This is a genomic window from Comamonas sp. GB3 AK4-5, from assembly GCF_041320665.1.
Classification (GTDB): domain Bacteria; phylum Pseudomonadota; class Gammaproteobacteria; order Burkholderiales; family Burkholderiaceae_C; genus Comamonas.
Window position 1 is genome coordinate 335,846 of sequence record NZ_CP166730.1, and the last position, 26,466, is coordinate 362,311.

Sequence of the window (26,466 nt, forward strand, 5' to 3'; positions counted from 1 at the left end):
GTGGCTTTGCGCGTTTATTCGATGACCTTGGGCACCAGGAAATAACCCTTCTCGGCCGCAGGTGCGTTCTGCATGTTGGCTTCACGGTTATTGAAATCGCTTACCAAATCTTCACGTAGGCGCAGGCTTACGTCTTGGATGGCTGCAACCGGATGGGCCAGGGGCTGGATGCCGGAGGTATCCACAGCCTGCATTTTCTCGACAATGCCGAAAAATCCGTTGAGTTGCGTGAGCATGCGCTCGCTTTCGGTGGGCGAAAGCGCAAGCCGCGCCAGATTGGCGATGCGGTCGATGTCTTGTGAGGTGAGTGGCATAGAAAAACGCGGATCAAAAAACTGATGCATTGCAGTGGTGCACTGCATCTGGACTTAAGTTATTCACAGGGGATACGGTATTATCTCGGCTTTGCCGTAATGACATCTGTAAAGGCGTCATTACGCAAAAGAGCCTACACCCCGTTCTACCTTGATCTGCAGATACATATCCTGGCGATGGCAAGCCGAAGCGCATGCTGTGCCTGAGAGGAATTTGAATGTTCGGAGCCTTCCGTCGGTACTTCTCCACCGACCTCGCCATTGACCTTGGCACCGCCAACACCCTGATCTTCGCCCGTGACAAGGGCATTGTTCTGGACGAACCCTCTGTAGTCGCTATCCGCCATGAAGGCGGGCCGCACGGCAAGAAGGTGATCCAGGCCGTTGGAGCCGAGGCCAAGGCCATGCTGGGCAAGGTGCCCGGCAACATCGAAGCCATTCGGCCCATGAAGGACGGCGTGATTGCCGACTTTGTGATCACCGAGCAGATGATCAAGCAGTTCATCAAGATGGTGCATCCACGCTCGGTGCTGGCGCCCAACCCGCGCATCATCATCTGCGTGCCCTGCGGCTCCACCCAGGTGGAACGTCGCGCCATCAAGGACGCGGCCGAAGCGGCTGGCGCCTCCATGGTCTACCTGATCGAAGAACCCATGGCCGCCGGCATCGGTGCCGGCCTGCCGGTGTCCGAAGCCTCGGGCTCCATGGTGGTGGACATCGGTGGCGGCACGACCGAAGTGGGCGTGATCTCGCTGGGCGGCATGGTCTACAAGGGCAGCGTGCGCGTCGGTGGTGACAAGTTTGACGAAGCCATCATCAACTACATCCGCCGCAACTACGGTATGTTGATCGGTGAGCCCACGGCCGAGCTGATCAAAAAGCAAATTGGCTCCGCTTTCCCTGGCTCCGAAGTCAAGGAAATCGAAGTCAAGGGCCGCAATCTGTCCGAAGGCGTGCCGCGCAGCTTCACCATTTCCAGCAACGAAGTGCTGGAGGCGCTGACCGATCCGCTCAACCAGATCGTGTCTGCCGTGAAAAACGCGCTGGAACAGACCCCGCCCGAGCTGGGTGCCGACATTGCCGAGCGCGGCATGATGCTCACCGGTGGTGGTGCCCTGCTGCGCGATCTGGATCGCCTGCTGGCCGAGGAAACCGGTCTGCCCGTGTTGGTTGCCGAAGAGCCGTTGACCTGTGTGGTGCGTGGTTGCGGCATGGCCCTGGAGTCCATGGACCGCCAGGGCAGCATCTTCACCAGCGAATAAGCCCTGACCCCGCCCCGCAGCCTTCGCCCGGGGCGTTCTTTTTTTCTCTTTGCCATGACCCGCTCGAGCGCCTTTGATTTTGCAGCGCGCGGCGTTGCCGACGCCGCATGGGCCGGCCCTCGCCTGCAGGAGGCCCGCACATGAGTCTGGGAACGCTGGAACGCAGCGCACCCTCCATGTTCAAGCAGGGTGCCTCGCCCGTATCGCAGCTGGTGCTCTACAGCGTGCTGGCCCTGGGGCTGATGGTGGCGGATGCCCGCTTCCATGTGGTCGAGCCTGTGCGCCAGGCCGTCTCCACCGCCCTGTACCCGGTGCAGTGGGCCATGGTGCAACCCATGCGCTTTTTTGGCGGCGGCATGCAGTATTTCCAGGACCTGGAAGGCGCCCAGCAGGAGGCGCAGGAAGCGCGCCAGGCCATGCTTGCCATGTCGCAGCGCGCCACCCAGTCCGACCAGTTGCTCAAGGAAAACGAGCAGCTGCGCAAGCTGCTGACCCTGCGTGACCGCGTCACCGTGCCGGCCAAGGCCGCGCAGGTGATTTACGACACGCCCGACCCCTATACCCGCCGCGTGGTGATCGACAAGGGCCAGGTGGCCGGCGTGCTGCCGGGCTCGCCCGTGATCGACGAGCGCGGCGTGCTGGGCCAGGTGACGCGGGTTCAGCCTTTTCTGAGCGAGGTGCGCCTGCTGGTGGACCGCGACCAGGCGATCCCCGTTTTGAACCAGCGCACGGGCGAGCGCAGCGTGGCCTATGGCGACCCATCTGCATTGCGCAGCGACGGCATAGAGCTGCGCTTCATGCCCAGCAATGCCGATGTGAAAGAGGGCGATCTGCTCATCACCAGCGGCGTGGACGGGGTCTACCCCTCGGGCCTGCCGGTGGCCAAGGTGGCCAAGGTGGAGCGCCGTGCCGAATCAGCGTTTGCGCGCATCTACTGCGAACCGGTGGCCCGGCTGCAGGGCGCGCGCCATGTGATGCTGCTGACCCCCATGGACAAGGTCTTGCCGGATACCCCGCACGCCCCCGATATGGCGGCGGACCGGCAGCGCGAGGACAAGTCCGTGACCCGCCGCGCCAGCGAGGTGCGTCTGCCGGGCCGCAGAGACAGTGATGAGCGCCTGCCCGCAGGCCGCAAAGGGGGTGCGCAATGATCATGCCGCGTGGTCAGGAACTGCTGATGCCGGTGAACCCGCTGTTCATCGCGCTGTCCATCATCATTGCGCTGGCCTTGAACATGCTGCCCTGGGGCGGCTGGGTCTGGATGCCGGATCTGCTGCTGGTGGTGCTGGCCTTCTGGGGCGTGCACCAGTCCGGTCGCGTGGGCATGCTGCTGGGCTTTTTGCTGGGCCTGTGCATGGATGTGCACCAGTCCGCCTTGCTGGGCCAGCATGCGCTGTCCTATGTGCTGATGATGTTTGCCTGCCGCATGGCCAGCCGCCGCCTGCTGTGGTTTAACGTGCTGATCCAAGTCGGCTATATGTTGCCGCTGTTCGTGCTGGCCCACAGCGTGGCCGTGCTGGTGCGCATGGTGGCGGGCGGAGTCTTCCCCGGCCCCCTGGTGCTGGTGGCGCCGCTGATTGAAACCCTGATGTGGCCGCTGGCCAGCTGGATGCTGCTGGCGCCACAACGCCGTCCCCCTGACCGGGACAGCAACCGCCCGTTGTGAGACACGCCATGGCATGGGTAAGGCATTCGCTGCCGGGCACTGACGGGGAGCGCGGGCGATGAGTTTCATCGAGGTGCGCAACACCGAATCCGTGTTGCAGGACTTCAAGCTGCGCGTGTGGGTCATCGCCATTGTGGTGATGCTGCTGCTGGGCGTGATCGTGGCGCGGCTGGTGGTGTTGCAGGTGGCGCGGCATGACGCCTTTGTGGAGCGGGCCGAGAGCAATCGCACGGCCGTGGTGCCCATCGTGCCCAACCGGGGGCAGATCCTGGACCGCAACGGCGTGGTGCTGGCCTCCAACTACTCGGCCTATACGCTGGAAATCACCCGTTCCAAGGTGGAGAACCTGGAAGAAACCATTGACGGCCTGGCCGAGGTGGTGGAGATCACGCCGCGTGACCGGCGCAAGTTCAAGCGGCTGATGGAGGACTCCAAGAGCTTTGAGTCCATTCCCATCCGCACCCGGCTGACCGATGTGGAAGTGGCCAAGTTCGCGGCCCAGCGCTGGCGCTTTCCGGGCGTGGACATCCAGGCGCGCCTGTTTCGCTCCTACCCGTTGGAGAGCGTGGGCGGCCATGTGGTGGGCTATATCGGCCGCATCAACCAGCGCGAGAAAGAAGCCATCGAAGACTGGGAAGACGCAGCCAACTACCGCGGCACCGAGGTCATCGGCAAGCTGGGCATTGAGCAAAGCTACGAAAAAGAGCTGCATGGCCTGACGGGCTGGGAGCAGCTGGAGACCTCGGCCGGCGGCTATGCCGTGCGCCGCCTCAACAGCCGTCCCGCCACGCCGGGCGACTCCATCGTGCTGTCGCTGGATATCCGCCTGCAAAAGTTGGTGGAAGAGCTGTATGGCAGCCGCCGTGGAGCGCTGGTGGCGCTGGACCCTCGCAACGGCGAGGTGCTGGCCATGGTCAGCAAACCCACTTACGACCTGAACCTGTTTGTGGGCGGCATCGACACCGAGAACTGGGCCTTGCTCAACGAGTCCATCGACAGGCCGCTGCTCAACCGCGCGCTGCGCGGCACCTACCCGCCGGGCTCCACCTACAAGCCTTTTATGGCCATTGCCGGCCTGGAAAGCGGCAAGCGTCGCACGGACACCATCATCCAGGACAACGGCAGCTGGACCTTTGGCGGCCACACCTTCCGCTCGGGCCACCCCAATGGGGCCACCAATCTGCACCGCTCCATCGTCAAGTCATCCAATGTGTACTACTACATGCTGGCCAACGACATGGGCGTGGACAGCATCCACGAATGGCTGGGGCCCATGGGCTTTGGCCAGCAGACGGGTATTGACCTCAGGGGCGAGGTGCGCGGCGTGCTGCCCAGCACCGAATGGAAGCGCAACACCTACAAGCGCCCCGAGCAAAAGAAATGGTATGCGGGCGAGACCATCTCGCTGGGCATTGGCCAGGGCTATAACAACTTCACCATTTTGCAGCTGGCCGATGCCATGGCCATGCTGGCCAACCACGGCGTGAAGAACAAACCCCAGCTGGGCCTGGGCCGCATCGATGCCGTGACGCGTGAATACCAGCCGCTGTCGCATGAGGCCCCCCAGTCCATGGGCTACAAGCCCAGCAATGTGGAAGCCGTGCGCAATGCCGTGGCCGCCGTGACGGTGGAAGGCACGGCGCGCAGGGTGTTTGCCGGCGCGGGCTATCTGTCGGCCGGAAAGACCGGCACGGCCCAGGCCGTGGGCGTGCGCCAGAACGAAAAATACAACGCGGCCAAGTTGAGCGAATACCAGCGCGACCATTCGCTCTACATCGCCTATGCGCCTGCGGACAATCCCACCATCGCCCTGGCGGTGATCGTGGAGAACGCCGGCTTTGGCGCCGCCGCCGCCGCCCCCATTGCCCGCCGCGTGATGGACTACTGGCTGCTGGGCCGCTACCCCAGCGAGGAAGACATTGCCGCCATGCGCAAGGGCCTGGCGGGCACGCCGGTCGGGGTATCGCGCAATGCCAACGACATCGCCATGCCGGGCGAAACCTTGCCGCTGCCGGGATTGCCGGTGCATCAACTGCCCAATTTCCGCACCGAGGGCGGCGGCAGCCCCGAAGCGCCTAGCGGGCCGGTGGAGGTGGAGGAGGATTGAGCCGCAGGCTCAATCCGATGGCGTGCGCTCAGTCGCCCAGTGCGCAGGCGCCGTCTGGGCTTTGCGCGCAGGCAGCATGGCGTAGGCCCGCTCAGGCAGACCCATTCAAGCCTCAGGCACTGAAAACGGACGCGCCCCTGGTCAGGGCTGCCGTGCAAGGGCCGCCCCGCAGCACTGGCAGCGTCCCCCAGCCCGCGAGCGTAGAGAGCGAAGAGCGGAGGAAGGCACGATGCACCCAGGGGGATGGCTTAGAACGTGTTCAATGTCTCTACGCAGGCGCGTTGGAGCGCAATCGGGAGGAGTTCGAAGCGATGGAGCGCAGCTTGCACCGGGGTGCAAGCAAGCAACAGCGCGAAGAAATCGCCCGATTTCGCTCCAACCCTTCGGGCCAGTGCCTTTGCGGGCGGTCTACGGTGTTGCGAATCCTCGCAATAGCACGGCTATTGCTGCGGTGTCGCGCCTTGTATCCCATCCCGCAAAGACACTGGCGCGCCGCGAGGAGACTTTGAACACGTTCTTACATGCCTCCCAACGCCACATCAGGTTCAGGCACTGAAAACGGACGCGCCCCTGCTCAGGGCTGCCGTGCAAGGGCCGCCCCGCAGCACTGGCAGCGTCCCCGTGAGCGTAGCGAGCGAAGAGCGGGGGGAAGGCGCGCAGCGCCTCAGGGGGGTGTACCCAGGTTCGCAGACTGCGGTGGTGCCCATTGGCTGAAGAACAGGGCCGCCACGATCAGGGCGGCACCGCCTATGGCCACGGTGCCCATGCGTTCGCCGATCAGCACCCAGGCCGTGAGCGCGGCGAAGACGGGCTCCAGGCCGAAGACGATGGCGCTGCGCATGGCGTCCACGCGCTGCTGGCCCCAGGCCTGCAGCGTGACCACGATGACGCTGGCAATCAGGCCCAGGTAGAGCACGGCCATCCAGGCGGGGGTGTCCAGCGCCGCAGCTGCCTGCGCCAGGCTGCCAAACCCGCCTTGCAAGGCCAGGGCCAGCGTGGCGCAGCCCAGCATCACGCTGGCCTGGGCAGCGGCCATGCGAGTGGCGCGCAGCGGCGCGGCCAGGGTGCGGCGTGCGGCCTCTTCCAGCACCAGGATGTAGATGGCATAGAACAAGGTGCTGCTCAGGGTCAGCGTGTCGCCCCAGTTCCAGGGCGCGTCTTCAAAGAACATCAAAAACATGCCGCAGAGGGCCAGGCTACAGGCCACCCACAGCTGCCAGCCATAGCACCGGCCCAGCGCCACCATGGCCAGCATGGGCACGACCAGCACGTTCAGCCCGGTGACAAAGGCATTGCGGTTGCTGCTGGTGCGGGCCAGGCCTTCCACCTGCAGCCAGAAGGCGATGAACATCAGCGTGCCCAGCAGCAGGCCCCAGCGCCATTCGCTGCTGCGCATGCCGCGCCACAGCGGCAGCAGCACGCAGCTGGCGATGATGAAGCGCAGCCAGATGATTTCCAGCGCCGACAGCGGGCCGGACAGCAGCTTCATCGCGGGAAAGGTGGTGCCCCAGACCACGGTGACGATCAGCAGGGCCGCCAGACCCCCACGTTCGGTGCGCATCGATGAAAGACTTTCCGCGCCCGAAGGCTGGCAAAAAAAGGAGCGCCCTACGCTGATGGTGCGCGGCGCTCCAGGTTCAACATGCTGGAGATCCGCGCGGCATAGGCGTAGGACGCTCCTGATAGAGGAGTTATGCGCTCATGCGGCCGATGAAGGCGCGGATGCGGTCATTGGCCGGGTTGGCAAAGAACTCGGCCGGAGGGGCATCGTGGGCGATGCAGCCCTGGTCGAAGAACATCACGCGGTCGGCCACGTCCCGGGCAAAGCCCATTTCGTGGGTGACGACGACCATGGTCATGCCAGCCTTGGCCAGCTCGCGCATCACGTCCAGCACTTCCTGCACCATCTCCGGGTCCAGGGCGCTGGTGGGCTCGTCGAACAGCATGACCTTGGGCTGCATGGCCAGGGCCCGGGCAATGGCCACGCGCTGCTGCTGGCCGCCCGAGAGCTGCCAGGGATATTTGTGTGCATGGTCTTGCATGCCCACGCGCAGCAGCAGCTGCATGGCTTTTTCATTCGCCTGGGTACGGCCCAGCTTGCGGATGCGGCGGGGCGCCAGCGTGATGTTGTCCAGCACCGTCATATGGCCGAACAGATTGAACTGCTGGAACACCATGCCCACTTCGCTGCGCTGCCAAAGCAGTGCGGCTTCGTTGTCGGTCACGGGCACGCCGCCGATGGTGATGGTGCCGCTGTCATGCGGCTCCAAGCGGTTGATGGCGCGCAGCAGCGTGGATTTGCCAGAGCCGGAGGCGCCGATGATGACGGTGACCTCGCCGGTGCGGAACACCGTGGACACGCCCTTGAGCACCTCATGGTTGCCAAAGGATTTGCGCACATCCTGCGTCACGATATAGGGGGTGCCGGTTTGCGTGGCGCTCATTTTGCACGTCCTTCCACGTCAAAGCGGTATTCGATGGCATGGGTCACCTGGGTCACCAGCGTGGTCAGAATCAGGTAGGTGATGGCCACGGTCACCAGGGTTTGCACAGGCTGGAAAGTGGCGGACTGGATGCGGTTGCCCACATTGGTCAGCTCCACCACGCCGATGGCATAGGCCAGCGAGGAGTCCTTGAGCAGGGCCACGAAGTTGCTCACCAGCGGTGGCAGCGAAATCTTGAAGGCCTGGGGGAAGACCACGTCCAGGAACACCCGGCTCTTGGGCAGGCCCAGGGCGCGGGCGGCCTCGGTCTGGCCACGCGGCACGGCCAGCAGGCCGGCACGCACGGCCTCGGCGTTGTAGGCCCCCACGTTCAGGCCCAGGGCCACCACGGCGGCGGCAAAGTCGGGCAGGTTCAGCCCGGGCACCAGCACCGGTAGCGCAAAGTAGACAAACAGAATCTGAACCAAGAGCGGCGTGCCGCGAATGGCCCAGATGTAGAAGCTGGCGACCCAGCGCAGCCAGGTCATGCGCGAGGTGCGGGCCAGCGCAGCGCCCACGCCCAGCAGCAGGCCCACGGCGCCGCTGACCAGGGTCAGGCTCAGCGTGGTGAGCGCGCCTTCGGCGAACAGGGCGGCGTTGGAGCCAATGGGTTCAGGGAAGAAGGCAAGAAGCTGGCCCAGGAGGGAGAGCACCAGCACCATCAGCAGCAGGGCCGCAATCAGGGTGGCATTGCTGCGTTGGGTTCGGCTCCAGTGAGAGGGCCACAGAGTAAGAAGCATGGGAGGAGAAAAGCAAAAGCCCCTGGCGGGGCGGCAGGCACAGCCAGGGGCAGGGGGTTACTTACAGGTGACGTCTTCTTGGAAGTACTTTTGGGAGATGGCCGCGATGCTGCCATCGGCGATGGCAGCCTTCAAGGCCTTGTTCCATGCGTCTGCCAGACCTTGGTTGCCCTTGGACACGGCGGAGGCCACCTGTTCGATGAACAGCATATCGCCGGGCTTGAAGCCGGCCTTGGCATTCTTGGCCAGCATTTCCTTGGCCACGAAGCGGTCGGTCACCCAGGCGTCGACACGCTTGGATGCCAGGGCATTGCGCGCGGCTTCGTCGGTGGGAAAGTTCTTCACATCCTTCACGCCGGGCACTTTTTTCACATGCTCCAGGTAGGTGGTGCCGGTCTGCACGGCCACCGTCTTGCTGGCCAGGTCACCCGCCTTGGCAATAGAGGGTGTCATGGACACGATCTGACCGCCCGAGCAGTAGTGGGGCAGGGTGAAGGTCACGGCCTTGGCGCGCTCTTCGGTGATGGCGTGCGAGGCAATCACCAGGTCCCAGCGGTCCTGGGCCAGGCCGGTCAGCAGGGCGTCAAAGCCCACGGTCTTCCACTCGAACTTCAGGCCCATTTTCTTGGCCACCACTTCGGCGACGTCGATTTCATAGCCGGTGAGCTGCTTGCCTTTGAAAAAGTTGAAGGGCGCGTACTGGCCTTCGGAGGCCAGGATGATGGTGCCGCTTTTCTGGATGTCTTCCAGCGAGCGGGCTTGGGCGGTGACGGCGCCGCACAGGGCTGCAACCAAAGCAAAGGCCTTCAACACTTTCATGGGCACTCCTCGTTTCCTTGTGGTGTGGTTATGCAAAAAACCGACTGGCAGGTACGCCAGCCAAGGCAGATTATGGGGAGCAGCAGCCCGGGAAGGTAAAGCGTCTAAACCCGTAGAGGGGGCCGATCTGCCGAGGATTCCGCCGTTCACAAGGCCGCGATGCCCCCGGCAGAGCGCGGTTTTTCCGGGGTGTAAGGGGCCGCATGTAATGGTGTGTAGCAATCCTGACAACCGGTGCTGCACCGGTTGTCTTGCCGCCGAATCACCCGCGCGCAGGGATGCGCTGCGAGGTGCTTACTCCGGGCAGCGGATGTCTTCCTTGAACCACTTTTGCGAAATCTTGGCGTAGCTGCCGTCCTTGAGCGCGGTCTCGAAGGCCTGGTTCCAGGCGTTCACCAGTGTCTTGTTGTCTTTGGACACGGCGGCGGCAATGCGCTCCACAAACAGCAGCTCGCCCTGCTTGAAGTTGGCATTGGGGTTCTTGGCCAGCATTTCCTTGGCCAGGAAGCGCTCGGTGACCCAGGCGTCGGCACGCTTGGACATCAGGGCCTGCAGGGCGGCTTCGTTGGTGGGGAAGTTCACCAGGCGCTTCACGGAGGGCACATTTTTCTGCACATACTGCAAATAGGTGGTGCCCGTCTGTGCCACCACGACCTTGCCGGCCAGGTCCTTGGCGTTCTTGATGCTGTCATCGCGTGCGATCACCTGGGCGCCCGAGCAGTAATGGGGCAGGGTGAAGGTGACGGCCTTCTCGCGCTCGGGCGTGATGCCGTGCGAGGAGATCACCAGATCCCAGCGGTCTTGCGACAGGCCGGTCAGCAGCGAGTCGAAAGGCACGGTCTTCCACTCGAACTTCACGCCCAGCTTCTGGGCCATCAGCTCGGCCAGGTCGATCTCGAAGCCCACCAGCTTCTTGCCTTCAAAGTAGGCAAACGGGGGGTAATAGCCTTCGGTGGCCATGCGGATGGTGCCCTCCTTCTGGATGGCATCGAGAGGGCGGGCCTGCACAGCGGTCGTGGCCAGCAGGGCCAGCGTTGCGGCGGCAATCAGAGAAATGCGTTGCATGGAAAAGGGCTCCAGAAGACCTTGCTGCACACAGCACCCCGGCCCCATGTGGATGGGGCGCCGCCCGCGCTCGTGGCGCAGCGGTCAAACAACGCGGGGTGACAACTGCCTCCCCACAGGGGCGGGGCGGTGTCTGTGCCGCAGGCGAAGGAACATGCTGTCCTGATGCTGCGGCCCGGGTGGCAAAACAGGGCGATTATAAAAGTGGCCTTGCACGGCTGCCGATGGCGGCACTCGTGCCCTGCGATGGTGCTGGCTTATCCCAGCTGGAAAGCGTCGTATCCGGTCTTGAGAATCAGCAGGCTGACCACGGCGATGAAGATGCCGCGCACAAAGCCCGTGCCATGGCGCAGGGCCATCCAGGTGCCCAGCATGCTGCCCAGCACATTGGCTACAGCCAGCGGAATGGCGAAATGCCACCACACATGGCCCTTGAGCGTGAACAGGGCCAGGGCCGCGACATTGGTGGCAATGTTCAGCAGCTTGGCATTGACCGAGGCATTCAGAAAGTCAAAGCCCAGCAGGCGCACGAACAGAAAGACAAAAAAGCTGCCCGTGCCGGGGCCGAAGAAACCGTCGTAAAAGCCGATCACCAGGCCGATGGCGGCGGTGATCAGCTGCGCGGCCCGGCCGCTGTGGCGCGGTGCGTGGTCGCGGCCCAGCTCTTTTTTGGCCAGGGTGTAGAGCAGCACGCCCAGCAAGATGAGGGGCAGCAGCTTGCGCAGAAAGCTGGGGTCGACCTGGGTGACGGCATAGGCGCCGGCAAAGGCGCCCAGGCAGGCCGCGATGATGCCGGGGATGATGGCGGGCCAGCTGATCTGCAGCCGGCGGCTGTACTGCCAGGCCGAGATGGCCGTGCCCCAGACGGCGGCGCTTTTGTTGGTGCCGAACAAGGTGGCCGGCGGGGCCGAGGGGAAGGCCGCGAACATGGCGGGAATCAGGATCAGCCCGCCGCCGCCCACGATGGCATCCACAAAACCGGCCAATGCCGAAGCGAGAGAGACGAGTATCCATTCCATAGCGGCGCGCATTGTCGCACCAGGAGGGGGAATGCAGCGGCCATAAAAAAGCGCCGGGGGTACCGGCGCTTGGAAAGCAATCTCGTAGACGGATGCTTTTTTTGAATATTGGTCTGGTTGTGTCGAGTCGTCTCCTCGGCTCCTCCGTGTCGCACCGAGGTGCGCTCAGAAGTAGGGTTACTGTAAGACTTGCACTGACATGGTGCATCGGGGATTTCCCGCAGCTTACACGCCCACGGCTCCCAGGGCTGCGACCAAGTGCAACACAGAAAGAGAGGGCGGCTGCCGCAGGGTGGGCCTTGCGGTTGGCAGACATGTAAAAGCAGAGCAACCAGCGTAATGCAGGCCTGCATTTGCGGCTTGATTCAGCGCAGGATACAGGCAGAAAAAGCGCTGGCAGCTCACTTTTTTGAGGCCGCAGGGGGCTGGGCCTCAGGCCGCCTCGGCGGTCTGCTGCAAGGACGCGTTGCGGGTTTGCAGGTCGGTGCGTATCCATTCCGCAGCCTTTTCGGCCAGCATCAGCGTGGGGCTGTTGGTGTTGCCGCTGGTGATGTGGGGCATGGCGCCGGCATCCACCACGCGCAGCCCGGCCACCACGCCGCCGCGCCCGTCGCGCACACGCAGGCGGCTGTCCAGCACGGCCATGGGGTCGCTGTCGCGGCCCATGGCGGTGGTGCCCACGGGGTGGAAGATGGTGGTGGCAATGTCGCCGGCCAGGCGGGCCAGGTCTTCATCGCTTTGGTATTGCGGGCCGGGCTTGTACTCCTCGGGCTGGTAGGGCGCCAGCGCCGGCTGGGCCGCAATGCGGCGGGTCACGCGCAGGCTGTCTGCGGCCACCTGGCGGTCTTCGGCCGTGGACAGGTAGTTGGGCGCAATCGCAGGTGCGTCCTGGAAATCGGCGCTCTTGATCTGCACCGTGCCCCGGCTCGTGGGGTTGAGGTTGCAGACGCTGGCGGTGAAGGCGGGAAAGCTGTGCAGCGGCTCGCCAAAGGCGTCCAGCGACAGCGGCTGCACGTGGTACTCCAGATTGGGGTGTTCGCGCGTGGGGTCGCTGCGCGTGAAGGCGCCCAGCTGCGAGGGCGCCATGCTCATGGGGCCGCTGCGCTTGAGCGCGTATTCCAGACCGATCTTGGCCTTGCCCCACAGCGAGCCGGCCATGGTGTTCAGCGTGGGCGCGCCCTGGATCTTGTAGACCGCGCGGATCTGCAAATGGTCTTGTAAATTGGCGCCCACGCCGGGCAGATCGCACAGCGTGGGAATGCCGTGCTGCTGCAGCAGCGCACCCGGGCCTATGCCGGACAGCTGCAGCAGCTGGGGCGAGTTGACGGCGCCGGCGCTGAGGATGACTTCTTCGGAGGCCTGGGCGGTGACGCGTTCATCGCCGGTCCACACCTCGACGCCGGTGCAGCGCAGGCTGCCATCGGCCTGGCGCTCGGTGATCAAGCGCGTAGCCTGGGCACAGGTCCACAGCTCGAAGTTGTTGCGGCCATAGCAGGTGGGGCGCAAAAAGGCCTTGGCCGTGTTCCAGCGCAGCCCGTCTTTCTGGTTGACCTCGAAGTAGCCCACGCCTTCGTTGCAGCCGCGGTTGAAGTCGTCGGTGGCGGGAATGCCGGCCTGCTGCGCGGCCTGGGAGAAGGCATCCAGAATGTCCCAGCGCAGACGCTGCTTTTCCACCCGCCATTCGCCGGTGCTGCCCGTGGCCTTGTTGCCATGCAGGCGTTTGAAGTTTTCGTTCACGCCCTCGGGCTGGTCCAGGCGCCAGTGGTCCTCATGGCGGCGAAAAGCCGGCAGCACGTTGTCCCATCTCCAGGCGTCGTCCCCGGTGTGCCGGGCCCAGCCGTCGTAGTCGCGGGCCTGGCCGCGCATATAGATCATGCCGTTGATGCTGGAGCAGCCCCCCAGGGTCTTGCCGCGTGGGTAGCGCAGGCTGCGGCCGTTGAGGCCGGCGTCGGCCTCGGTCTGGTAGAGCCAGTCGGTGCGTGGATTGCCTATGCAGTGCAGATAGCCCACGGGGATGTGAATCCAGTGGTAGTCGTCCTTGCGACCGGCTTCGATGAGCAGGATGCGCAGACGGCGGTCGGCGCTGAGCCGGTTGGCGATCAGGGCGCCGGCAGTGCCGCCGCCGATGATGATGTAGTCAAACAGGGTGTCGCTCATGGGTGCACAGGCTGCCGGGGCATCAAAAAAATCTGTCGAAGAAGGGAAAAACTGCGGCAAGCTTGTGGGAGTGGGGCATCGCCTGTCGAGAGGGAAAACGGCAGCTTGCTTCCAAAAAAGGAGCTGATATAGCGCGTCTACCCTGCGTATAAAGGTGTTTTTGATAAATATTGCAATGCGGCATGGGGCGGGGCCGTCTTTTGCAAAACCAGGGGCATGTGCGACAGACGTTATCCTGTGTACTTTTGTGACTTGCTGGAAAACCCGCAGCCCTTTGCCATGAACACCCATCCGCCACAACTGCAACGCCAGGACCAGCCCGAAGGGGCGTGGGCCGTGCTGCAAGGGCGTTGGGGCGCCGCCGACTTTGGCGACCGCGCACATTGGCAGCGGGTGCGTCAGCAGCTCAAGGCCTTGCCGCCCTCGGATGCCCTGGGTTGGGATCTGGAGGCTGTGCAGTGGCTGGACCATGTGGGCGCCCAGCTGCTGTGGCAGCACTGGCAGGGTCGCTGGCCGCAGCGCCTGCGCCTGAGCGCCGGGCAAAAAGCCATGCTGCAGCGGGTGGAGCGCTTTGGCAGCGAAGGCCCCAAGCCAACGCCTGGCTACCGGCTGGGCGATGCCATCGAGTCTCTGGGCTGTGCCGTCATCGACGGGCTGCACCATCTGCAGTCCATGGTGCAGCTGATAGGCCAGCTGCTGATTGATGTGCTGCGCCTGCTGCGCGCACCGCTGCGTGGGCCCTGGCGCGATATGTCCGGCCACCTCTACAGCATGGGGGCCCTGGCCCTGCCCATCACGGCCCTGGTGGGCTTTTTGATCGGCGTGGTGCTGGCCTATCTGATGTCGCTGCAGCTGCGCCAGTTCGGGGCCGAGGCCTTTATCGTCAATATTTTGGGCATCTCGCTGATCCGTGAGCTGGGGCCGCTGCTGGCCGCCATCCTGGTGGCGGGCCGCACCGGATCGGCCATCACGGCGCAAATTGGCGTGATGCGCGTGACGGAAGAGCTGGATGCCATGCAGGTCATGGGCATTCCCCAGGGCTATCGCCTGGTGATGCCGCGCGCCCTGGCGCTGGCGCTGGCCATGCCCCTGATCAGCCTGTGGACCACGCTGGCTGCGCTGGCCGGCGGCATGCTCGCGGCCGATATGACCATGGGCATATCCGCCGCCTATTTTCTGCAGTCTCTGCCCGAGGCCGTGAATGTCGGCAACCTCTGGCTGGCCATGGGCAAGTCCATGGTGTTCGGCGTATTCATCGCCTTGATCGGCTGCCACTGGGGCCTGCGCGTCAAGCCCAACACCCAGAGCCTGGGCCAGGGCACGACGGCTTCGGTGGTGGCGGCCATCACCATGGTGATCGTGGTGGATGCCGTCTTCGCCATTCTTTTTCGCAACGTGGGGTTTTGATGGCTGACGCTTCCGCCCTGGCCTCCACCCCCGCCGCGCCGCCCTGGGCGCGGGGTGAGCGCGTGGTCCACATCGACAAGCTGTGGAGCATTTTTGGCAGCGGCGACAACGCTTTTGCCGTGCACCAGGACCTGGACCTGGACATTTACCGGGGCGAGATGCTGTCCATCGTGGGCGGCTCGGGCACGGGCAAGACCGTGCTGCTGCGCCAGATCCTGGGCCTGTTGGAGCCGGGCAAGGGCAGCGTGCAGGTGCTGGGGCGCCCGGGCAGAGAGATGGGGGGGGAGGGCGCGGCCAGCCGCGTGGGCATGCTGTTTCAGCAGGGTGCGCTGTACTCGGCCTTCAATGTGCTGGACAACGTGGCCTTTCCGCTGCGCGAGCTGGGCACGCTGCCCGATGCGCTGGTGGATGCCGCCGCCTTGGTCAAGCTGCAGATGGTGGGCCTCAAGCCCGAGCACGCCACGCGCATGCCGGCCGATCTGTCGGGCGGCATGGTCAAGCGCGTGGCCCTGGCACGGGCGCTGATCATGGACCCACCGCTGCTGCTGCTGGACGAGCCCACGGCCGGCCTGGACCCCAATGGCTCGGACGACTTCTGCACGCTGCTGCGCGAGCTGCATGCCGAGCTGGATCTGACGGTGGTCATGGTCACCCATGACCTGGACACCTTGTTCGCCCTGTCCAGCCGCGTGGCCGTGCTGGCCGAGAAGAAAGTGCTGGTCACCGGGACGCCGCAGGATGTGGCCGTCTTCCAGCACCCCTTTGTCGAGCAATTCTTTCAAGGGGAGCGTGGCCGCCGGGCCATGGCCCCCGCACCAGTCGGGTCAGACCCGGCGGGAGGTTTGTGATGGAAAACAAGTCCCATGCCATGGCCGCAGGCCTGTTCGTGGTGGTGGTGGCCTGCCTGCTGGCCGGCCTGGCGCTGTGGCTCACACGCGACCGCAACCAGTATGTGCTGTACGAGATGTCCACCAAGGACGCCATCAGCGGGCTGCAGCCCCAGGCCACGGTGCGCTACAAGGGCGTGTCGGTGGGCAAGGTCACCCGCATTGGCTTTGATGCGCAAAACAGCGGCAATGTGCTGATCCGCATCGCCGTGGACAGCGATGCCCCCATCAGCCCCCAGACCACCTATGCCCAGCTGGGCTACCAGGGCGTGACGGGCATTGCCCATATCCAGCTGGATGACAGCGATGCCAAGCAGGAGGTGCTGGCCGAGGGCCCCAGCGGGCTGCAGCGCCTGCCCATGCGCTCCTCGCCGCTCACGGTGCTGGCGGACCAGAGCATGCTGATCATGGGGCGGGTGAATGAGGCCACACGCCGCATCAACGAGCTGCTGGACACTGAAAACCAGGAGCATTTCAGGCAGGCGCTGGCAGACATTGCCGGTGCTGCCAAGGGCGTGAACCGCCTCACCGAGAACTTGAATCACACCCTGAGCGATCGCCTGGAGCCCGCCATGGCCCAACTGCCCGGTTTGACGGAAGACGCGCGCCGCAGCATGCAGGCCATGGTCAAGGCCGGCGATGAAGCCGGGCAACTGGCCAAGGATATGCGCGGCCTGACCGAGCGCCTGCAAAAGTCCGGCGGCGCCCTGGACCAGCTGGAGCATGGCAGTCAGTCGCTGGCCTTTGCCGCCGACCGCCTGGGCCGCTCCACCCTGCCCACGGTCAGCCAGGCCGCCGGCGATGTCTCGCGCGCGGCGCGCAGCATGGGCCAGGCCGCCTCCGGCATTACCAACAACCCGCAATCCCTGATTTTTGGCGACGGTCAGATGCGGCCCGGCCCGGGTGAGCCCGGCTTTGTGCCACCGGCCGCCAGCCGTTGAGGAGTGTCCCCCATGCGCGTTCCCGCCCTGATTCGAATCTCCGCAGTCTCTGCCGCGTTGGCTGCCAGCCTGGTGGCTTGCAGCAGCCTGCCTTCCGTGCCTTCTCAGCCCGCCCGCTATGACCTGGGCGTGCCGCCCCCGGTCCAGGGCAGCCAGGCCACCGCCTTCCCGGTGCTGGCGCTGGCCGATATCCAGTCCCGCACCCAGCATGACGCCAGCACCGCCGTGCTCTACCGCCTGGCCTATGCCGACGGCCAGGCCCTGCAGGCCTATGGCCAGGCACGCTGGAGCCAGCCACCGGCCTTGCTGGTGCAGCAGCGCCTGCGCGAAATCCTGGGCCAGGGCCGCACCGTGCTGTCGGCCGAAAGCGGCGCCCAGCCTCCTCTGGTGAAGGGGCGGCCTGTGCCGGTGCTGCAGCTGTCGCTGGAAGAGTTCTCCCACACCTTCACCAGCGCCGACCGCAGCGCCGGCGTGCTGCGCCTGCGCGCCACCCTGGTCGAGCCCCGGCGCAGCGGAGACACCTTGCTGGGCCAGCAGGTGTTTGCCGTGCAGCAGCCCGCCGCCAGCGCCAATGCTGCGGGCGGCACCCAGGCTCTGGCCCAGGCCGTGGCCGAGGTGGGGGCTCAGTTGCAGACCTGGTTGAACGGGGTAACACCCCCCTGAGTCGCCTGCGGCGCCTTCCCACCGCTCTTCGCTCGCTGCGCTCGCGGGCAGGGGGACGACACCGGTGCTGCGGGGCGGCCCTTGCACGGTGTCTCTGGTTTAGGGCAGCGCCAGTTCTTGCCCTGTGCCCTGGTCTTGCTCCCTCGCCCCTTTGGGAGAGGGTTGGGGTGAGGGGCTGTCTTTTTAGTGTTTCTGCGCTGTAATCCTTGGTGGATAAGCGCAGGCAGCTCCTGAAAAAAGAGCATTCCTTCCCATGGATAGCGCCGACGCTTGATGTAGCGCAGCCCGGTTATGCGGTGGCGGCCCTAAGCTGCGGCGCATTGCAAAACGGGGAATAGCTGCCATGGCGACATTGGAATGGACTGCGGATTTGGTGCTGGAGCTGCCCGCCATGGATGAGACCCACCAGGAGTTCGTCGAGCTGCTGGCCCAGGTGGAGGCGGCGGCTGATGCCGAGTTGCTGCCGCTGTGGCAGCAGTTGGTGGAGCACACCGATGGCCATTTCGGCCAGGAAGACCGCTGGATGCAGCGCACCGGCTTTGCCGCCGACAACTGCCACAGCCTGCAGCACAGCACCGTGCTGCAAATCATGCGCGAGGGGGCCGAGCGCGGCGCCAAGGGCGAGTTGCATGTCATGCGCGGCATGGCGGCCGAGCTGGTGACCTGGTTTGTACACCATGCCCAGACCATGGATGCAGCCCTGGCCCAGCATCTGAAAAGCGTGAATTTCGATCCGGCCTCGGACGTGGTGCACCAGCCGCAAGCGCTGCCGCAGGCACCGATTCACGGCTGCGGCGGTGCCTGCTCCACGGGCGACGACCATATCGGGCAGCAGGAGAGTGCCCAGCAAGTGGCCCAGGCGCTGTAAACCCTCTCTGGGCGGGCTGCAGCGTCAGCCCAGCAGGCCGGGGAAGATCTTCCCCAGGCCGCCGGCCATGACTTCGACAGCCAGGGCCGCCAGGATCAGGCCCATCAAGCGGGTCATCACATTGATGCCGGTTTTTCCTAGCACACGGCTGATGGGATCGGCCAGCGAAAACGCGGCCCACACGGCGGCGGCCACCACCACGCCATAGCCCAGCAGCGCAAGGTGCTGCCAGATATTGCTGGCCTTGTCGGCATAAATCACCACGGTGGACATGGCGGCCGGCCCGGTCAGCAACGGAATCGTCAGCGGCACCACGGCAATGCTGTTGCCCATGGCGGCTTTTTCGGCCCCGGCCTCCAGCGTGCCGGTATTGGGCCGGTCTTCGGCCGGGCGGGCGTTGAGCATATTCATGGCGCTGATCAGCAGCAGCAGGCCGCCGCCGACCTGAAAACTCTGCAGCGAGATATTGAAAAAGTCCAGCACCTGCAGGCCCAGCAGTGCGCAGGCACAGATCACCACGCAGGTGCTGATGGCGGCGCTGCGTATGGTCTGGCGGCGCTGGGCTTCGTCAAAGCCCTGGGTGTAGTGGATGAAAAACGGCACGATGGCCAGCGGGTTGACGATGGCCACCAGCGTGATGAGGGGTTTGAGGTCCATGGCGGTTGGGTTTCAGAGCGTTCTCAGAGTCGGCCGCCGGAGACTTCGGTAAAGCTGGCGGTGGTGTAGCTGGATTCGGGGGACATCAGCCAGACAATAGCGGCTGCCACTTCTTCTGCGGTGCCGCCGCGTTGCATGGGCACCAGGTGTTGCAGTTCACGCACACGGTGGGGCAGGCCGCCGCTGGCGTGGATGTCGGTGTCGATCAGGCCGGGCCGCACGGCGTTGACGCGAATGCCCTCGCCAGCCACTTCCTTGGCCAGGCCGCGTGTCATCACATCCATGGCGCCCTTGGCTGCCGCGTAGTCCACATACTGGTTGGCGGCCCCCAGCAGGGCCGCCCCGCTGGAGACGTTGACAATGCTGCCGCCCGCGCCGCCGCGCAAGGTGCTCATGCGGCGCACGGCTTCGCGGGCGCAGTAAAAACTGCCCAGCACATTGATGCGGAACATGCGCTCCAGCCGTGCCGCGCTCATGTCCTCGACACGGCAGGGCTTGTCCACCACGCCGGCGTTGTTCACCAGGGCCGACAACGGCCGGCCCCAGTGGCGGTCCATGGCGGCAAACAAATCCAGCACCTGGGCCTCGTCACCCACATCGCCCTGTATGGCGATGGCTTCGCCGCCGGCGCTGGCGATTTCCTGCACCAAGGCATCGGCCGCGTCACGGCGCTGCTGGTAGTTCACGGCCACGGCCCAGCCACGGGCTGCGGCCAGGCGGGCGGTTGCGGCGCCAATGCCACGGCTGGCACCGGTGATGAGCGCAATGGGTGAAGCAGGCATGGAGCCTCCGGTAAAAAGCGAACATGCATCAAGGCATGCAGCTTGGCATTAGACCGTGTTTGTGTGCCCTGGTGTCAGCCCGCACCAACACAGGTGCTTGGCATGCAGTCTGTCCCCATGGCACAGTGCCTCCCTTTCGGTTGTTGCCCATGGCCCAAGGCTTTGGCCGTGGGTGCTGGCCCAGTATGTGGTCTGTTTTTTGCTGCCAAGGAAGTCCCATGTCGCCTCTCGGTCCGTCCCAGCCCTTGATTTTGCAGACCGCGGATGGTCGATCTCTGCCGGCCTGGGCGGCCATGCCTGACGGCCCGCTGCGCGGAGCGGTGGTGGTGTTGCAGGAGATTTTTGGCGTCAACAGCCATATCCGTGCCGTGACCGAGCGTTTTGCGGCTCGGGGCTTTGCGGCGCTGGCGCCAGCGCTGTTCCACCAGTTCGACCCCACGGGCCCGCTGGGTGTGGAGCTGGGCTATACCGAGGCCGATGTGCAGGCGGGGCTGCGCCTCAAGGCCCAGGCCGAAGCCCTGCCGCCGCCCGGGGTGCAGCAGGATATTCACGCCGCAGTGGACTGGTTGGCGACCACCACGGGGCAAAAAGTGGGCGTGGTGGGCTTTTGCTGGGGCGGCTTGCTGGCCTGGCGGGCGGCCTGCCAGCTGCCCCAGCTGTCGGCCGCGGTCTGCTATTACGGCGGCGGCATGACCCGCCCCGAGGAGCGCAGCCGCAGCCCGCTGTGCCCGGTGATGGCGCATTTCGGCCGGCAGGATGCCCATATTCCACTGGACAGCGTGCAGGCCTTTGACCAGGTCCAGCCCCAGGCACAGGTGCTGGTGTACGACGCCGACCACGGCTTCAACTGCGGCCAGCGTGGCAGTTATGACGACGCCTCGGCCCTGGTGGCGCGCGACCGCACGCTGGCGTTTCTAGATGCCCAGCTGGGCGGGTGAGGGCGCAGCGCAGTCAAGCGGGCTCGGCTTTTGTTTTGATAGTTGCCAACGCGCTCTGCGCAAGTGATAGTGGCCAATTTCTCTCAATTCAGCAGGGCCTGCGCCCCCAGGAGAACGCAATGCCAGGCCCATGAGGATGTTGGTGATCCGGTAAGGCCTGCTTGTGTCCCCGCTAGAAAACCGGCCAGCCCATGCAAGGGCACCGCGTAAGGGCTGCCAAGGCCCGCCTCACCCCAGCTCTCTCCCCGAAGGGGCGAGGGAGTCAAACCGAAGGCGCAGCGTGCAAAACTGGCGCAGCCCATGCCAGGGCACCGCACAAGGGCTGCCAAGGCCCGCCTCACCTCGGCCCTCTCCCCGAAGGGACGAGGGAGTCAAACCGAAGGCGCAGCGCGCAAAACTGGCGCAGCCCAAGTCAGCAGACAGCGAGCAAGGGCCGCCCCGCAGCGAGGCTGTCGTCCCCCTGGGGGGAAGGCGCCGAAGGCGACTCAGGGGGGGGGAGCGCTACTTCAAACTATTCCGATCCAGGTAGCGCCGGCGCCAGAAGAACACCAGCAGGGTCACGGCAATCAGTGCCATGGAGCCCATGGCCCACCAGAAGCCATCGGCGGTGTGCACCCAGGGAATGAACTCGAAGTTCATGCCAAAGATGGCGGCAATCAAGTTCAGCGGCAGGAACACGGCGGTGAGCGTGGTCAGCGTGCGCATGATGTCGTTGGCGCGGTTGCTTTGGGTGGAGAAATGCATTTGCACGGCGGCTTCGGCACTTTGCTCCATGCGGCGCACATGGTGAATGACGCGCTCTATGTGCTCCAGCACGTCGCGTGAGCGCACGCGCAGCAGCTCATGCTCGCGCCGGGCGTGGGGGGTGTCGGCGTTGACCCAGCCATCCAGGGCCTCGATCCAGTCCTGCAGGGCGCCGCGCTGGTCTTCGCTGATTTCGTCCAGCTGGTGCAGGGCCAGGCGGGCCGTGAGCACGGCACTCCAGTCGTGAAAGCGGGCGTTGGGCCGCAGCAGCGAGAGCTGCCAGTGGTCCAGCTGGCGTGTCATCACGCGGCGCAGTTCCAGATAGCCGTCCACCATCTGGTTGAGCATGCGCAGCATCAGGTCGGCCGGGCTATGAGGCAGCTTGGCGGTGTTGCTGCGGCCTTCGGTTGTGCCGCGTGCGGTCTCCAGCCGTTGCTGGAACTGTTGCTGCATGGTGCATTCAGGGGGGTGCACGGTGAGCAGCAACTGGTCGTACACGGCAAAGCCTATGGGCTGGGTGCGTACGCGCTGCAGCACGGGCACCGGCGGCGGGGCCGAGCCCTTTTTGCCGGCGGCGCGTATGGTGGCCGGCGTATCGCTGGCGCCGGATTCCACCAGGCGGTGGAACAGCATCACGTCGTACTGCGAGGTGTAGTCGTAGGTGGAGGGGATGCTGGGGTTCAGCAGGTCGGCCACATGCAGGTCCAGCAGCGGCGCGCCGCAGACGCTGGTGAGCATGGCCTGCAGCGCGGGCAGCTGGGCTTCGAACTCGGCCCGGGTGCAGGCCAGCCACCAGAAGCTGCCGGCCTCGGGTGCTTCGCTGGGCAGGCTGCCGTTCAGGATGGTGACGCTATGGGCCGTGGGGTGGATGCGCAGCAGTTGCATGCGTTCAGGCGGGCGGTGAAGAGTTCAACATGCCGCAAAGGCAAAGAAGGCGCACTCGGGATGCTATTGCATGCATAGCGTCCAGAGCGCGGTGGCGGCGAGGCCTTAGCCTTGCTGGCGCAGCTTTTTGGCGGCGTCGATGGCGAAGTAGGTGAGGATGCCGTCGGCGCCTGCGCGCTTGAAGGCCAGCAGCGACTCCATCATCACGGCGTCGTGGTCCAGCCAGCCGTTTTGTGCGGCGGCCTTGAGCATGGCGTATTCGCCCGAGACCTGGTAGGCGAAGGTGGGGACCTTGAACTCGTCCTTGACGCGGCGCACCACGTCCAGATAGGGCATGCCGGGCTTGACCATCACCATGTCGGCGCCTTCGGCCAGGTCCAGCGCCACTTCGCGCAGGGCCTCGTCGGTGTTGGCGGGGTCCATCTGGTAGACGTTTTTGTCGGCCTTGCCCAGGGCGCCGCGTGTGCCCACGGCGTCGCGGAAGGGGCCGTAAAAGGCGCTGGCGTACTTGGCGCTGTAGGCCATGATGCGGGTGTAGATCAGACCTTGCAGCTCCAGGGCTTCGCGGATGGCGCCGATGCGGCCATCCATCATGTCGCTGGGGGCGACCATGTCGACACCGGCTTCGGCGTGGTTCAGGGCCTGGCCCACCAGCACTTCCACGGTTTCGTCATTCAGGATGTAGCCGCTCTCGTCCAGGATGCCGTCCTGGCCATGGCTGGTGTAGGGGTCCAGGGCCACGTCGGTCATCACGCCCAGATCGGGGAATTCTTTTTTCAGGGCGCGCACCACGCGGGGGATCAGACCGTCGGGGTTCAGCGCTTCCTTGCCATCGGGGGTCTTCAGGCTGGCATCGATGTTGGGGAACAGGGCCAGCACCGGGATTTCCAGCTTCACGCATTCTTCCGCCAGGGGCAGCAGCAGGTCCAGGCTCAGGCGGTCCACGCCGGGCATGGAGGGCACGGCCTCGCGGCGGTTGCGGCCTTCGTGCACAAACACCGGATAGATGAAGTCGTGCGCAGAGAGGCGGTTTTCACGCACCAGATTGCGGGTGAAGGCATCGCGGCGCAGGCGACGGGGGCGGTTTTGCGGAAAAGGGGTGGGGTTGGACAGATGCATGGGGCCATTGTGCCCCCGCAGATCGGCACTGTCATGGTGCTGTCCTGGCAGCACCGGTCGCCGGGCCGTTGGTGACAGCCATTGGGCGTGCCGTCATGCCCTTCAGATGAGTAGCAGCTGCTGACATGCCGGGGCTCGGTAGATTGGCGTCTGGAGTGGGTTTGCTCACTTCCCTGCTCTTCCTCCCTGAGCAGGTCCTCATCGCGAGGAATTTGCATGCCCGGCTTAGGCCGGGCTTTTTTTGCCTCGTACACTGAGCCCATGTTGTGGGTTAAAGCATTTCACATTGTCTTTGTGGCCAGTTGGTTCGCCGGCCTTTTTTATCTGCCGCGCATCTTCGTCAATCTGGCCATGGTGTCCCCGGGCTCCGTGGCCGAGCGCGAGCGCCTGCTGTTGATGGCGCGCAAGCTGCTGCGCTTCACCACCTTGCTGGCGGTGCCAGCCCTGGGTCTGGGCCTGTGGCTGTGGCTGGGCTGGTGGCGTGGCGCCGGAGGCTGGTTGCATGCCAAGTTGCTGGTGGTGGCCTTGGTGGTGGTCTACCACCTGGTGTGTGCCCGGTTGCTGCGCCAGTTGGCGCAGGACGCCTGCACCCACAGCCATCGCTGGTTCCGCTGGTTCAATGAAATTCCCGTGCTGCTGCTGGTGCTGGCCGTGGTGCTGGTAGTGGTCAAACCTTGGTAAACCCGGCGCGCCGCTGGCGCCCGGAGGAAGAAAAGGGGAGTCGCCTTCCATGCAGGCACGCAGTTCCGCCTGGCCGCTGTCCGCGATCTACACCGCACTGATCGTCTTTGCCAGCCTGTTTCCGTTTGATGGCTGGCGGGGGCAGGGCGTGGATCCCCTGGTGTTTCTGACGGCGCGTATTCCGCCGCCGTACTGGACCTGGTTCGACGTCAACATCAATATTGCCGGCTATGTGCCGCTGGGTTTCCTGCTGGCCCTGGGCATGTTGCGCGATGGCCGCCGTGCCCGCTGGGCCGTGCCGCTGGCGGCGTTGCTGGGCGCGCTGCTGTCGCTGTGCATGGAGTTTTTGCAGATCTACCTGCCGCAGCGTGTGCCCTCCAATCTGGACCTGTCGCTGAATGCAGCCGGCGCTCTGTTGGGTGCCACGTTGGCCGGGCTGCTGGAGCGCCTGGGGGTGCTCCAGCGCTGGGCCCATTTCCGGGAGCGCTGGCTGCTGCCAGGCTCGGGCGGTGCCGTGGCCTTGCTGGCGCTGTGGCCGCCGGCCCTGCTCTTTCCGTTGGCGCTACCCTTTGGCCTGGGCCAGGTGCTGGAACGCCTGGATTTGTGGCTGGGTGAGCAACTGGATGGCACGCCTTTTATGCGCTGGCTGCCGCTGTGGGACGCGCCCGCACTGCCGCTGAGCCCGGGCGCCGAGCTGCTGTGTGTGTTGTTTGGGCTGTTGGTGCCTTGCCTGCTGGGCTACTGCGTCATCACCCATCGTGTGCGGCGTGGGGTCTTTGCCACGGTTGCGGTGCTGATCGGCGTGGGGGTGACGGCCTTGTCGGCGGCGCTCACCTACGGCCCTGTCCATGCCTGGGAATGGTTGCAGCCACCGGTGCGCGCTGCCATCTGGGGCGGAGGGTTGCTGGCGCTGGCGCTGGTGTTTGTGCCCCGGCGCATATGTGGTGTGCTGCTGCTGGTGGCGCTGACGCTGCATCTGAGCTGGCTGAACTTTGCCCCCACCGATGCCTATTTCGACCAGACGCTGCAGCTGTGGGAGCAGGGGCGCTTTCTGCGCTTTTACGGCCTGGCCCAGTGGTTGGGCTGGCTGTGGCCGTACGCCACCCTCGCCTATGTGGGCTGGTATGTGGCACAGCGCAGCCCCGCTTCTAGAATGGCGACATGAGCGACCACTCCAGCGCGCCTGCGGCGCAGCCGGGCTACTACGCCCGCCATATCTTCTTCTGTCTGAATGAGCGCCCCAATGGCGAGGACTGCTGCGCCCTGCATGGCGCCAAGGCAGGGTTCGATCACTGCAAGCAGCGCGTCAAGCAAGAGGGCCTGGCCGGCAAAGGCCAGGTGCGCGTGAACAAGGCCGGTTGCCTGGATCGCTGCGCTGCCGGCCCCGTGGCCGTGGTCTACCCCGAAGGCACCTGGTACACCTTTGTGGATGAGGCGGACATCGATGAAATCGTCGACTCCCACCTGAAGAATGGCAAGGTGGTGGAACGCCTGCTGGTGCCGCCGGAACTTGGGCGCTGAAATGCGCTCACACCTTTATTGGCCTCAAAGCCCTGCTGAGCACGCTGTGATTGCGTGAGCAGCTCCTGATAAAAGAGCAGTACGTGAACGTGCAGACTGAAAAATTCACCTTGACCGGCGCTGCAGGCGCCATCGAGGCCCTGCGTGACCAGCCCGGCCCGGAGAGTGGCCTGCATGCCCCCCGTGGCGTGGCCGTCATCACCCATCCGCATCCGCTGTTTGGCGGCACCATGGACAACAAGGTGGTACAGACCCTGGCGCGTGCCTTTGTGCAATGCGGCTGGACCACGGTGCGCTTCAACTTTCGCGGTGTAGGCGCCAGCGCCGGCACCCACGATGCAGGCCGGGGTGAGCTGGATGATCTGCTGGCCGTGGTGCGCCAGGTGGCGCCCGAGGGGCCGATTGCCCTGGCCGGTTTTTCGTTTGGCGCCTTTGTGGCCAGCCATGCCCTGGCCACGCTGTGGCATGAGGGCCGGGTGGAGCAGGCCGTGCTGGTGGGCACGGCAGCCAGCCGTTTTCAGGTGGCGCCGGTGCCGGCCGAGGCGCATGAGCGCACCTTGGTGGTCCATGGCGAGCAGGACGACACCGTGCCCCTGGCCGCGGTGCTGGACTGGGCGCGCCCGCAGATACTCCCTGTAACCGTTGTACCCGGAGGGGGACATTTCTTCCACGGACAATTGCCTTTGCTCAAAGGCTTGGTCGCCCGCCACCTTCGCGCCGCAGCCTAATGGTGTGGGCGGC

The 26,466-nt window shown here is 65.1% G+C and carries 26 protein-coding genes; 14 read left to right on the forward strand and 12 right to left on the reverse strand.

Features of this window, described 5'->3' with window-relative positions:
- Positions 1 to 14 precede the first annotated feature (14 nt).
- The gene (gene gatC, locus ACA027_RS01445; RefSeq protein WP_370682485.1) at positions 15 to 314 is read right to left on the reverse strand and encodes an Asp-tRNA(Asn)/Glu-tRNA(Gln) amidotransferase subunit GatC; all 300 of its coding nucleotides are present in this window, start codon (positions 312 to 314) and stop codon (positions 15 to 17) included.
- A gap of 218 nt (positions 315 to 532) precedes the next feature.
- On the opposite strand from gatC, the gene ACA027_RS01450 reads away from it, so the two are divergent.
- The 4 genes from ACA027_RS01450 (at position 533) to mrdA (ending at position 5,349) form a co-directional block, all read left to right on the forward strand.
- Positions 533 to 1,576: a rod shape-determining protein gene (locus ACA027_RS01450; RefSeq protein ID WP_370680646.1), complete on the forward strand. Its 1,044-nt coding sequence runs from the start codon at positions 533 to 535 to the stop codon at positions 1,574 to 1,576.
- A 140-nt stretch (positions 1,577 to 1,716) separates the two neighbouring features.
- On the forward strand, positions 1,717 to 2,727 hold the full coding sequence (mreC, locus tag ACA027_RS01455) for a rod shape-determining protein MreC (RefSeq protein ID WP_370680647.1): 1,011 nt from the start codon (positions 1,717 to 1,719) through the stop codon (positions 2,725 to 2,727).
- Positions 2,724 to 3,242, forward strand: coding sequence for a rod shape-determining protein MreD (mreD, locus tag ACA027_RS01460; protein ID WP_370680648.1), 519 nt, complete (start codon positions 2,724 to 2,726; stop codon positions 3,240 to 3,242). Before mreC ends, mreD begins: the two co-directional genes overlap by 4 nt.
- 58 nt (positions 3,243 to 3,300) lie before the next feature.
- Complete coding sequence (mrdA, locus tag ACA027_RS01465; RefSeq protein ID WP_370680649.1) at positions 3,301 to 5,349, forward strand: penicillin-binding protein 2; 2,049 nt, start codon at positions 3,301 to 3,303, stop codon at positions 5,347 to 5,349.
- Positions 5,350 to 6,013: 664 nt separating this feature from the next.
- On the opposite strand, the gene ACA027_RS01470 is transcribed toward mrdA, so the two are convergent.
- The 7 genes from ACA027_RS01470 to ACA027_RS01500 all read right to left on the reverse strand — a co-directional run bounded on the left by ACA027_RS01470 (position 6,014) and on the right by ACA027_RS01500 (position 13,632).
- A complete protein-coding gene (locus ACA027_RS01470) occupies positions 6,014 to 6,910 on the reverse strand; it encodes a DMT family transporter (RefSeq protein WP_370680650.1) in 897 nt (298 codons plus the stop codon).
- A gap of 130 nt (positions 6,911 to 7,040) precedes the next feature.
- Positions 7,041 to 7,793, reverse strand: a complete 753-nt coding sequence (locus ACA027_RS01475) for an amino acid ABC transporter ATP-binding protein (protein ID WP_370680651.1) — start codon at positions 7,791 to 7,793, stop codon at positions 7,041 to 7,043.
- Complete coding sequence (locus tag ACA027_RS01480; protein ID WP_370680652.1) at positions 7,790 to 8,572, reverse strand: amino acid ABC transporter permease; 783 nt, start codon at positions 8,570 to 8,572, stop codon at positions 7,790 to 7,792. Before ACA027_RS01480 ends, ACA027_RS01475 begins: the two co-directional genes overlap by 4 nt.
- A gap of 57 nt (positions 8,573 to 8,629) precedes the next feature.
- The gene (locus ACA027_RS01485) at positions 8,630 to 9,391 is read right to left on the reverse strand and encodes an ABC transporter substrate-binding protein (protein WP_370680653.1); all 762 of its coding nucleotides are present in this window, start codon (positions 9,389 to 9,391) and stop codon (positions 8,630 to 8,632) included.
- Positions 9,392 to 9,685: 294 nt separating this feature from the next.
- The gene (locus tag ACA027_RS01490) at positions 9,686 to 10,456 is read right to left on the reverse strand and encodes an ABC transporter substrate-binding protein (RefSeq protein ID WP_370680654.1); all 771 of its coding nucleotides are present in this window, start codon (positions 10,454 to 10,456) and stop codon (positions 9,686 to 9,688) included.
- A 257-nt stretch (positions 10,457 to 10,713) separates the two neighbouring features.
- Complete coding sequence (locus ACA027_RS01495) at positions 10,714 to 11,475, reverse strand: sulfite exporter TauE/SafE family protein (RefSeq protein ID WP_370680655.1); 762 nt, start codon at positions 11,473 to 11,475, stop codon at positions 10,714 to 10,716.
- A gap of 432 nt (positions 11,476 to 11,907) precedes the next feature.
- Positions 11,908 to 13,632, reverse strand: coding sequence for a GMC family oxidoreductase (locus ACA027_RS01500; RefSeq protein ID WP_370680656.1), 1,725 nt, complete (start codon positions 13,630 to 13,632; stop codon positions 11,908 to 11,910).
- A 279-nt stretch (positions 13,633 to 13,911) separates the two neighbouring features.
- On the opposite strand from ACA027_RS01500, the gene ACA027_RS01505 reads away from it, so the two are divergent.
- The 5 genes from ACA027_RS01505 (at position 13,912) to ACA027_RS01525 (ending at position 18,398) form a co-directional block, all read left to right on the forward strand.
- Positions 13,912 to 15,039, forward strand: coding sequence for an MlaE family ABC transporter permease (locus ACA027_RS01505; protein WP_370680657.1), 1,128 nt, complete (start codon positions 13,912 to 13,914; stop codon positions 15,037 to 15,039).
- Positions 15,039 to 15,887, forward strand: coding sequence for an ABC transporter ATP-binding protein (locus tag ACA027_RS01510; protein ID WP_370680658.1), 849 nt, complete (start codon positions 15,039 to 15,041; stop codon positions 15,885 to 15,887). The genes ACA027_RS01505 and ACA027_RS01510 overlap by 1 nt, the downstream gene beginning before the upstream one ends.
- A complete protein-coding gene (locus tag ACA027_RS01515) occupies positions 15,887 to 16,867 on the forward strand; it encodes an MlaD family protein (RefSeq protein WP_370680659.1) in 981 nt (326 codons plus the stop codon). Before ACA027_RS01510 ends, ACA027_RS01515 begins: the two co-directional genes overlap by 1 nt.
- Positions 16,868 to 16,879: 12 nt before the next feature.
- Positions 16,880 to 17,530 carry an ABC-type transport auxiliary lipoprotein family protein gene (locus tag ACA027_RS01520; protein ID WP_370680660.1) on the forward strand — a complete coding sequence of 217 codons (651 nt, stop codon included), beginning with the start codon at positions 16,880 to 16,882 and terminating at the stop codon, positions 17,528 to 17,530.
- A 343-nt stretch (positions 17,531 to 17,873) separates the two neighbouring features.
- Positions 17,874 to 18,398 carry a hemerythrin domain-containing protein gene (locus tag ACA027_RS01525; protein WP_370680661.1) on the forward strand — a complete coding sequence of 175 codons (525 nt, stop codon included), beginning with the start codon at positions 17,874 to 17,876 and terminating at the stop codon, positions 18,396 to 18,398.
- Between the two features lie 24 nt (positions 18,399 to 18,422).
- Here ACA027_RS01525 and ACA027_RS01530 read toward each other — a convergent pair whose 3' ends face one another.
- Together ACA027_RS01530 and ACA027_RS01535 are read right to left on the reverse strand one after the other, a co-directional pair.
- Entirely contained in the window at positions 18,423 to 19,055 is a 633-nt protein-coding gene (locus ACA027_RS01530) for a MarC family protein (RefSeq protein WP_370680662.1), read from the reverse strand.
- Positions 19,056 to 19,078: 23 nt separating this feature from the next.
- Positions 19,079 to 19,837, reverse strand: a complete 759-nt coding sequence (locus ACA027_RS01535) for an SDR family oxidoreductase (RefSeq protein ID WP_370680663.1) — start codon at positions 19,835 to 19,837, stop codon at positions 19,079 to 19,081.
- A 218-nt stretch (positions 19,838 to 20,055) separates the two neighbouring features.
- Here ACA027_RS01535 and ACA027_RS01540 point away from each other — a divergent pair, with 218 nt between their 5' ends.
- On the forward strand, positions 20,056 to 20,775 hold the full coding sequence (locus ACA027_RS01540; RefSeq protein WP_370680664.1) for a dienelactone hydrolase family protein: 720 nt from the start codon (positions 20,056 to 20,058) through the stop codon (positions 20,773 to 20,775).
- A 501-nt stretch (positions 20,776 to 21,276) separates the two neighbouring features.
- On the opposite strand, the gene ACA027_RS01545 is transcribed toward ACA027_RS01540, so the two are convergent.
- A complete protein-coding gene (locus ACA027_RS01545) occupies positions 21,277 to 22,404 on the reverse strand; it encodes a magnesium transporter CorA family protein (RefSeq protein ID WP_370680665.1) in 1,128 nt (375 codons plus the stop codon).
- Between the two features lie 105 nt (positions 22,405 to 22,509).
- Positions 22,510 to 23,523 (reverse strand): porphobilinogen synthase, encoded by a 1,014-nt coding sequence (hemB, locus tag ACA027_RS01550; RefSeq protein WP_370680666.1) that lies wholly within the window; start codon positions 23,521 to 23,523, stop codon positions 22,510 to 22,512.
- Positions 23,524 to 23,784: 261 nt separating this feature from the next.
- Between hemB and ACA027_RS01555 the strand changes: the two genes are divergently transcribed.
- The 4 genes from ACA027_RS01555 to ACA027_RS01570 all read left to right on the forward strand — a co-directional run bounded on the left by ACA027_RS01555 (position 23,785) and on the right by ACA027_RS01570 (position 26,453).
- Entirely contained in the window at positions 23,785 to 24,204 is a 420-nt protein-coding gene (locus ACA027_RS01555) for a CopD family protein (RefSeq protein WP_370680667.1), read from the forward strand.
- Positions 24,205 to 24,253: 49 nt separating this feature from the next.
- A complete protein-coding gene (locus ACA027_RS01560) occupies positions 24,254 to 25,369 on the forward strand; it encodes a VanZ family protein (RefSeq protein ID WP_370680668.1) in 1,116 nt (371 codons plus the stop codon).
- Complete coding sequence (locus ACA027_RS01565) at positions 25,366 to 25,725, forward strand: ferredoxin (protein WP_370680669.1); 360 nt, start codon at positions 25,366 to 25,368, stop codon at positions 25,723 to 25,725. The genes ACA027_RS01560 and ACA027_RS01565 overlap by 4 nt, the downstream gene beginning before the upstream one ends.
- A gap of 83 nt (positions 25,726 to 25,808) precedes the next feature.
- Positions 25,809 to 26,453, forward strand: a complete 645-nt coding sequence (locus ACA027_RS01570) for an alpha/beta hydrolase (RefSeq protein WP_370680670.1) — start codon at positions 25,809 to 25,811, stop codon at positions 26,451 to 26,453.
- Positions 26,454 to 26,466: the final 13 nt, after the last annotated feature.

Excerpts from the sequence above, each read along its gene's own strand:
- gatC (WP_370682485.1), bottom strand. The coding sequence starts at position 314 with ATGCCACTCACCTCACAAGACATCGACCGCATCGCCAATCTGGCGCGG.
- ACA027_RS01450 (WP_370680646.1), top strand. The coding sequence starts at position 533 with ATGTTCGGAGCCTTCCGTCGGTACTTCTCCACCGACCTCGCCATTGAC.
- mreC (WP_370680647.1), top strand. The coding sequence starts at position 1,717 with ATGAGTCTGGGAACGCTGGAACGCAGCGCACCCTCCATGTTCAAGCAG.
- mreD (WP_370680648.1), top strand. The coding sequence starts at position 2,724 with ATGATCATGCCGCGTGGTCAGGAACTGCTGATGCCGGTGAACCCGCTG.
- mrdA (WP_370680649.1), top strand. The coding sequence starts at position 3,301 with ATGAGTTTCATCGAGGTGCGCAACACCGAATCCGTGTTGCAGGACTTC.
- ACA027_RS01470 (WP_370680650.1), bottom strand. The coding sequence starts at position 6,910 with ATGCGCACCGAACGTGGGGGTCTGGCGGCCCTGCTGATCGTCACCGTG.
- ACA027_RS01475 (WP_370680651.1), bottom strand. The coding sequence starts at position 7,793 with ATGAGCGCCACGCAAACCGGCACCCCCTATATCGTGACGCAGGATGTG.
- ACA027_RS01480 (WP_370680652.1), bottom strand. The coding sequence starts at position 8,572 with ATGCTTCTTACTCTGTGGCCCTCTCACTGGAGCCGAACCCAACGCAGC.
- ACA027_RS01485 (WP_370680653.1), bottom strand. The coding sequence starts at position 9,391 with ATGAAAGTGTTGAAGGCCTTTGCTTTGGTTGCAGCCCTGTGCGGCGCC.
- ACA027_RS01490 (WP_370680654.1), bottom strand. The coding sequence starts at position 10,456 with ATGCAACGCATTTCTCTGATTGCCGCCGCAACGCTGGCCCTGCTGGCC.
- ACA027_RS01495 (WP_370680655.1), bottom strand. The coding sequence starts at position 11,475 with ATGGAATGGATACTCGTCTCTCTCGCTTCGGCATTGGCCGGTTTTGTG.
- ACA027_RS01500 (WP_370680656.1), bottom strand. The coding sequence starts at position 13,632 with ATGAGCGACACCCTGTTTGACTACATCATCATCGGCGGCGGCACTGCC.
- ACA027_RS01505 (WP_370680657.1), top strand. The coding sequence starts at position 13,912 with ATGAACACCCATCCGCCACAACTGCAACGCCAGGACCAGCCCGAAGGG.
- ACA027_RS01510 (WP_370680658.1), top strand. The coding sequence starts at position 15,039 with ATGGCTGACGCTTCCGCCCTGGCCTCCACCCCCGCCGCGCCGCCCTGG.
- ACA027_RS01515 (WP_370680659.1), top strand. The coding sequence starts at position 15,887 with ATGGAAAACAAGTCCCATGCCATGGCCGCAGGCCTGTTCGTGGTGGTG.
- ACA027_RS01520 (WP_370680660.1), top strand. The coding sequence starts at position 16,880 with ATGCGCGTTCCCGCCCTGATTCGAATCTCCGCAGTCTCTGCCGCGTTG.
- ACA027_RS01525 (WP_370680661.1), top strand. The coding sequence starts at position 17,874 with ATGGCGACATTGGAATGGACTGCGGATTTGGTGCTGGAGCTGCCCGCC.
- ACA027_RS01530 (WP_370680662.1), bottom strand. The coding sequence starts at position 19,055 with ATGGACCTCAAACCCCTCATCACGCTGGTGGCCATCGTCAACCCGCTG.
- ACA027_RS01535 (WP_370680663.1), bottom strand. The coding sequence starts at position 19,837 with ATGCCTGCTTCACCCATTGCGCTCATCACCGGTGCCAGCCGTGGCATT.
- ACA027_RS01540 (WP_370680664.1), top strand. The coding sequence starts at position 20,056 with ATGTCGCCTCTCGGTCCGTCCCAGCCCTTGATTTTGCAGACCGCGGAT.
- ACA027_RS01545 (WP_370680665.1), bottom strand. The coding sequence starts at position 22,404 with ATGCAACTGCTGCGCATCCACCCCACGGCCCATAGCGTCACCATCCTG.
- hemB (WP_370680666.1), bottom strand. The coding sequence starts at position 23,523 with ATGCATCTGTCCAACCCCACCCCTTTTCCGCAAAACCGCCCCCGTCGC.
- ACA027_RS01555 (WP_370680667.1), top strand. The coding sequence starts at position 23,785 with ATGTTGTGGGTTAAAGCATTTCACATTGTCTTTGTGGCCAGTTGGTTC.
- ACA027_RS01560 (WP_370680668.1), top strand. The coding sequence starts at position 24,254 with ATGCAGGCACGCAGTTCCGCCTGGCCGCTGTCCGCGATCTACACCGCA.
- ACA027_RS01565 (WP_370680669.1), top strand. The coding sequence starts at position 25,366 with ATGAGCGACCACTCCAGCGCGCCTGCGGCGCAGCCGGGCTACTACGCC.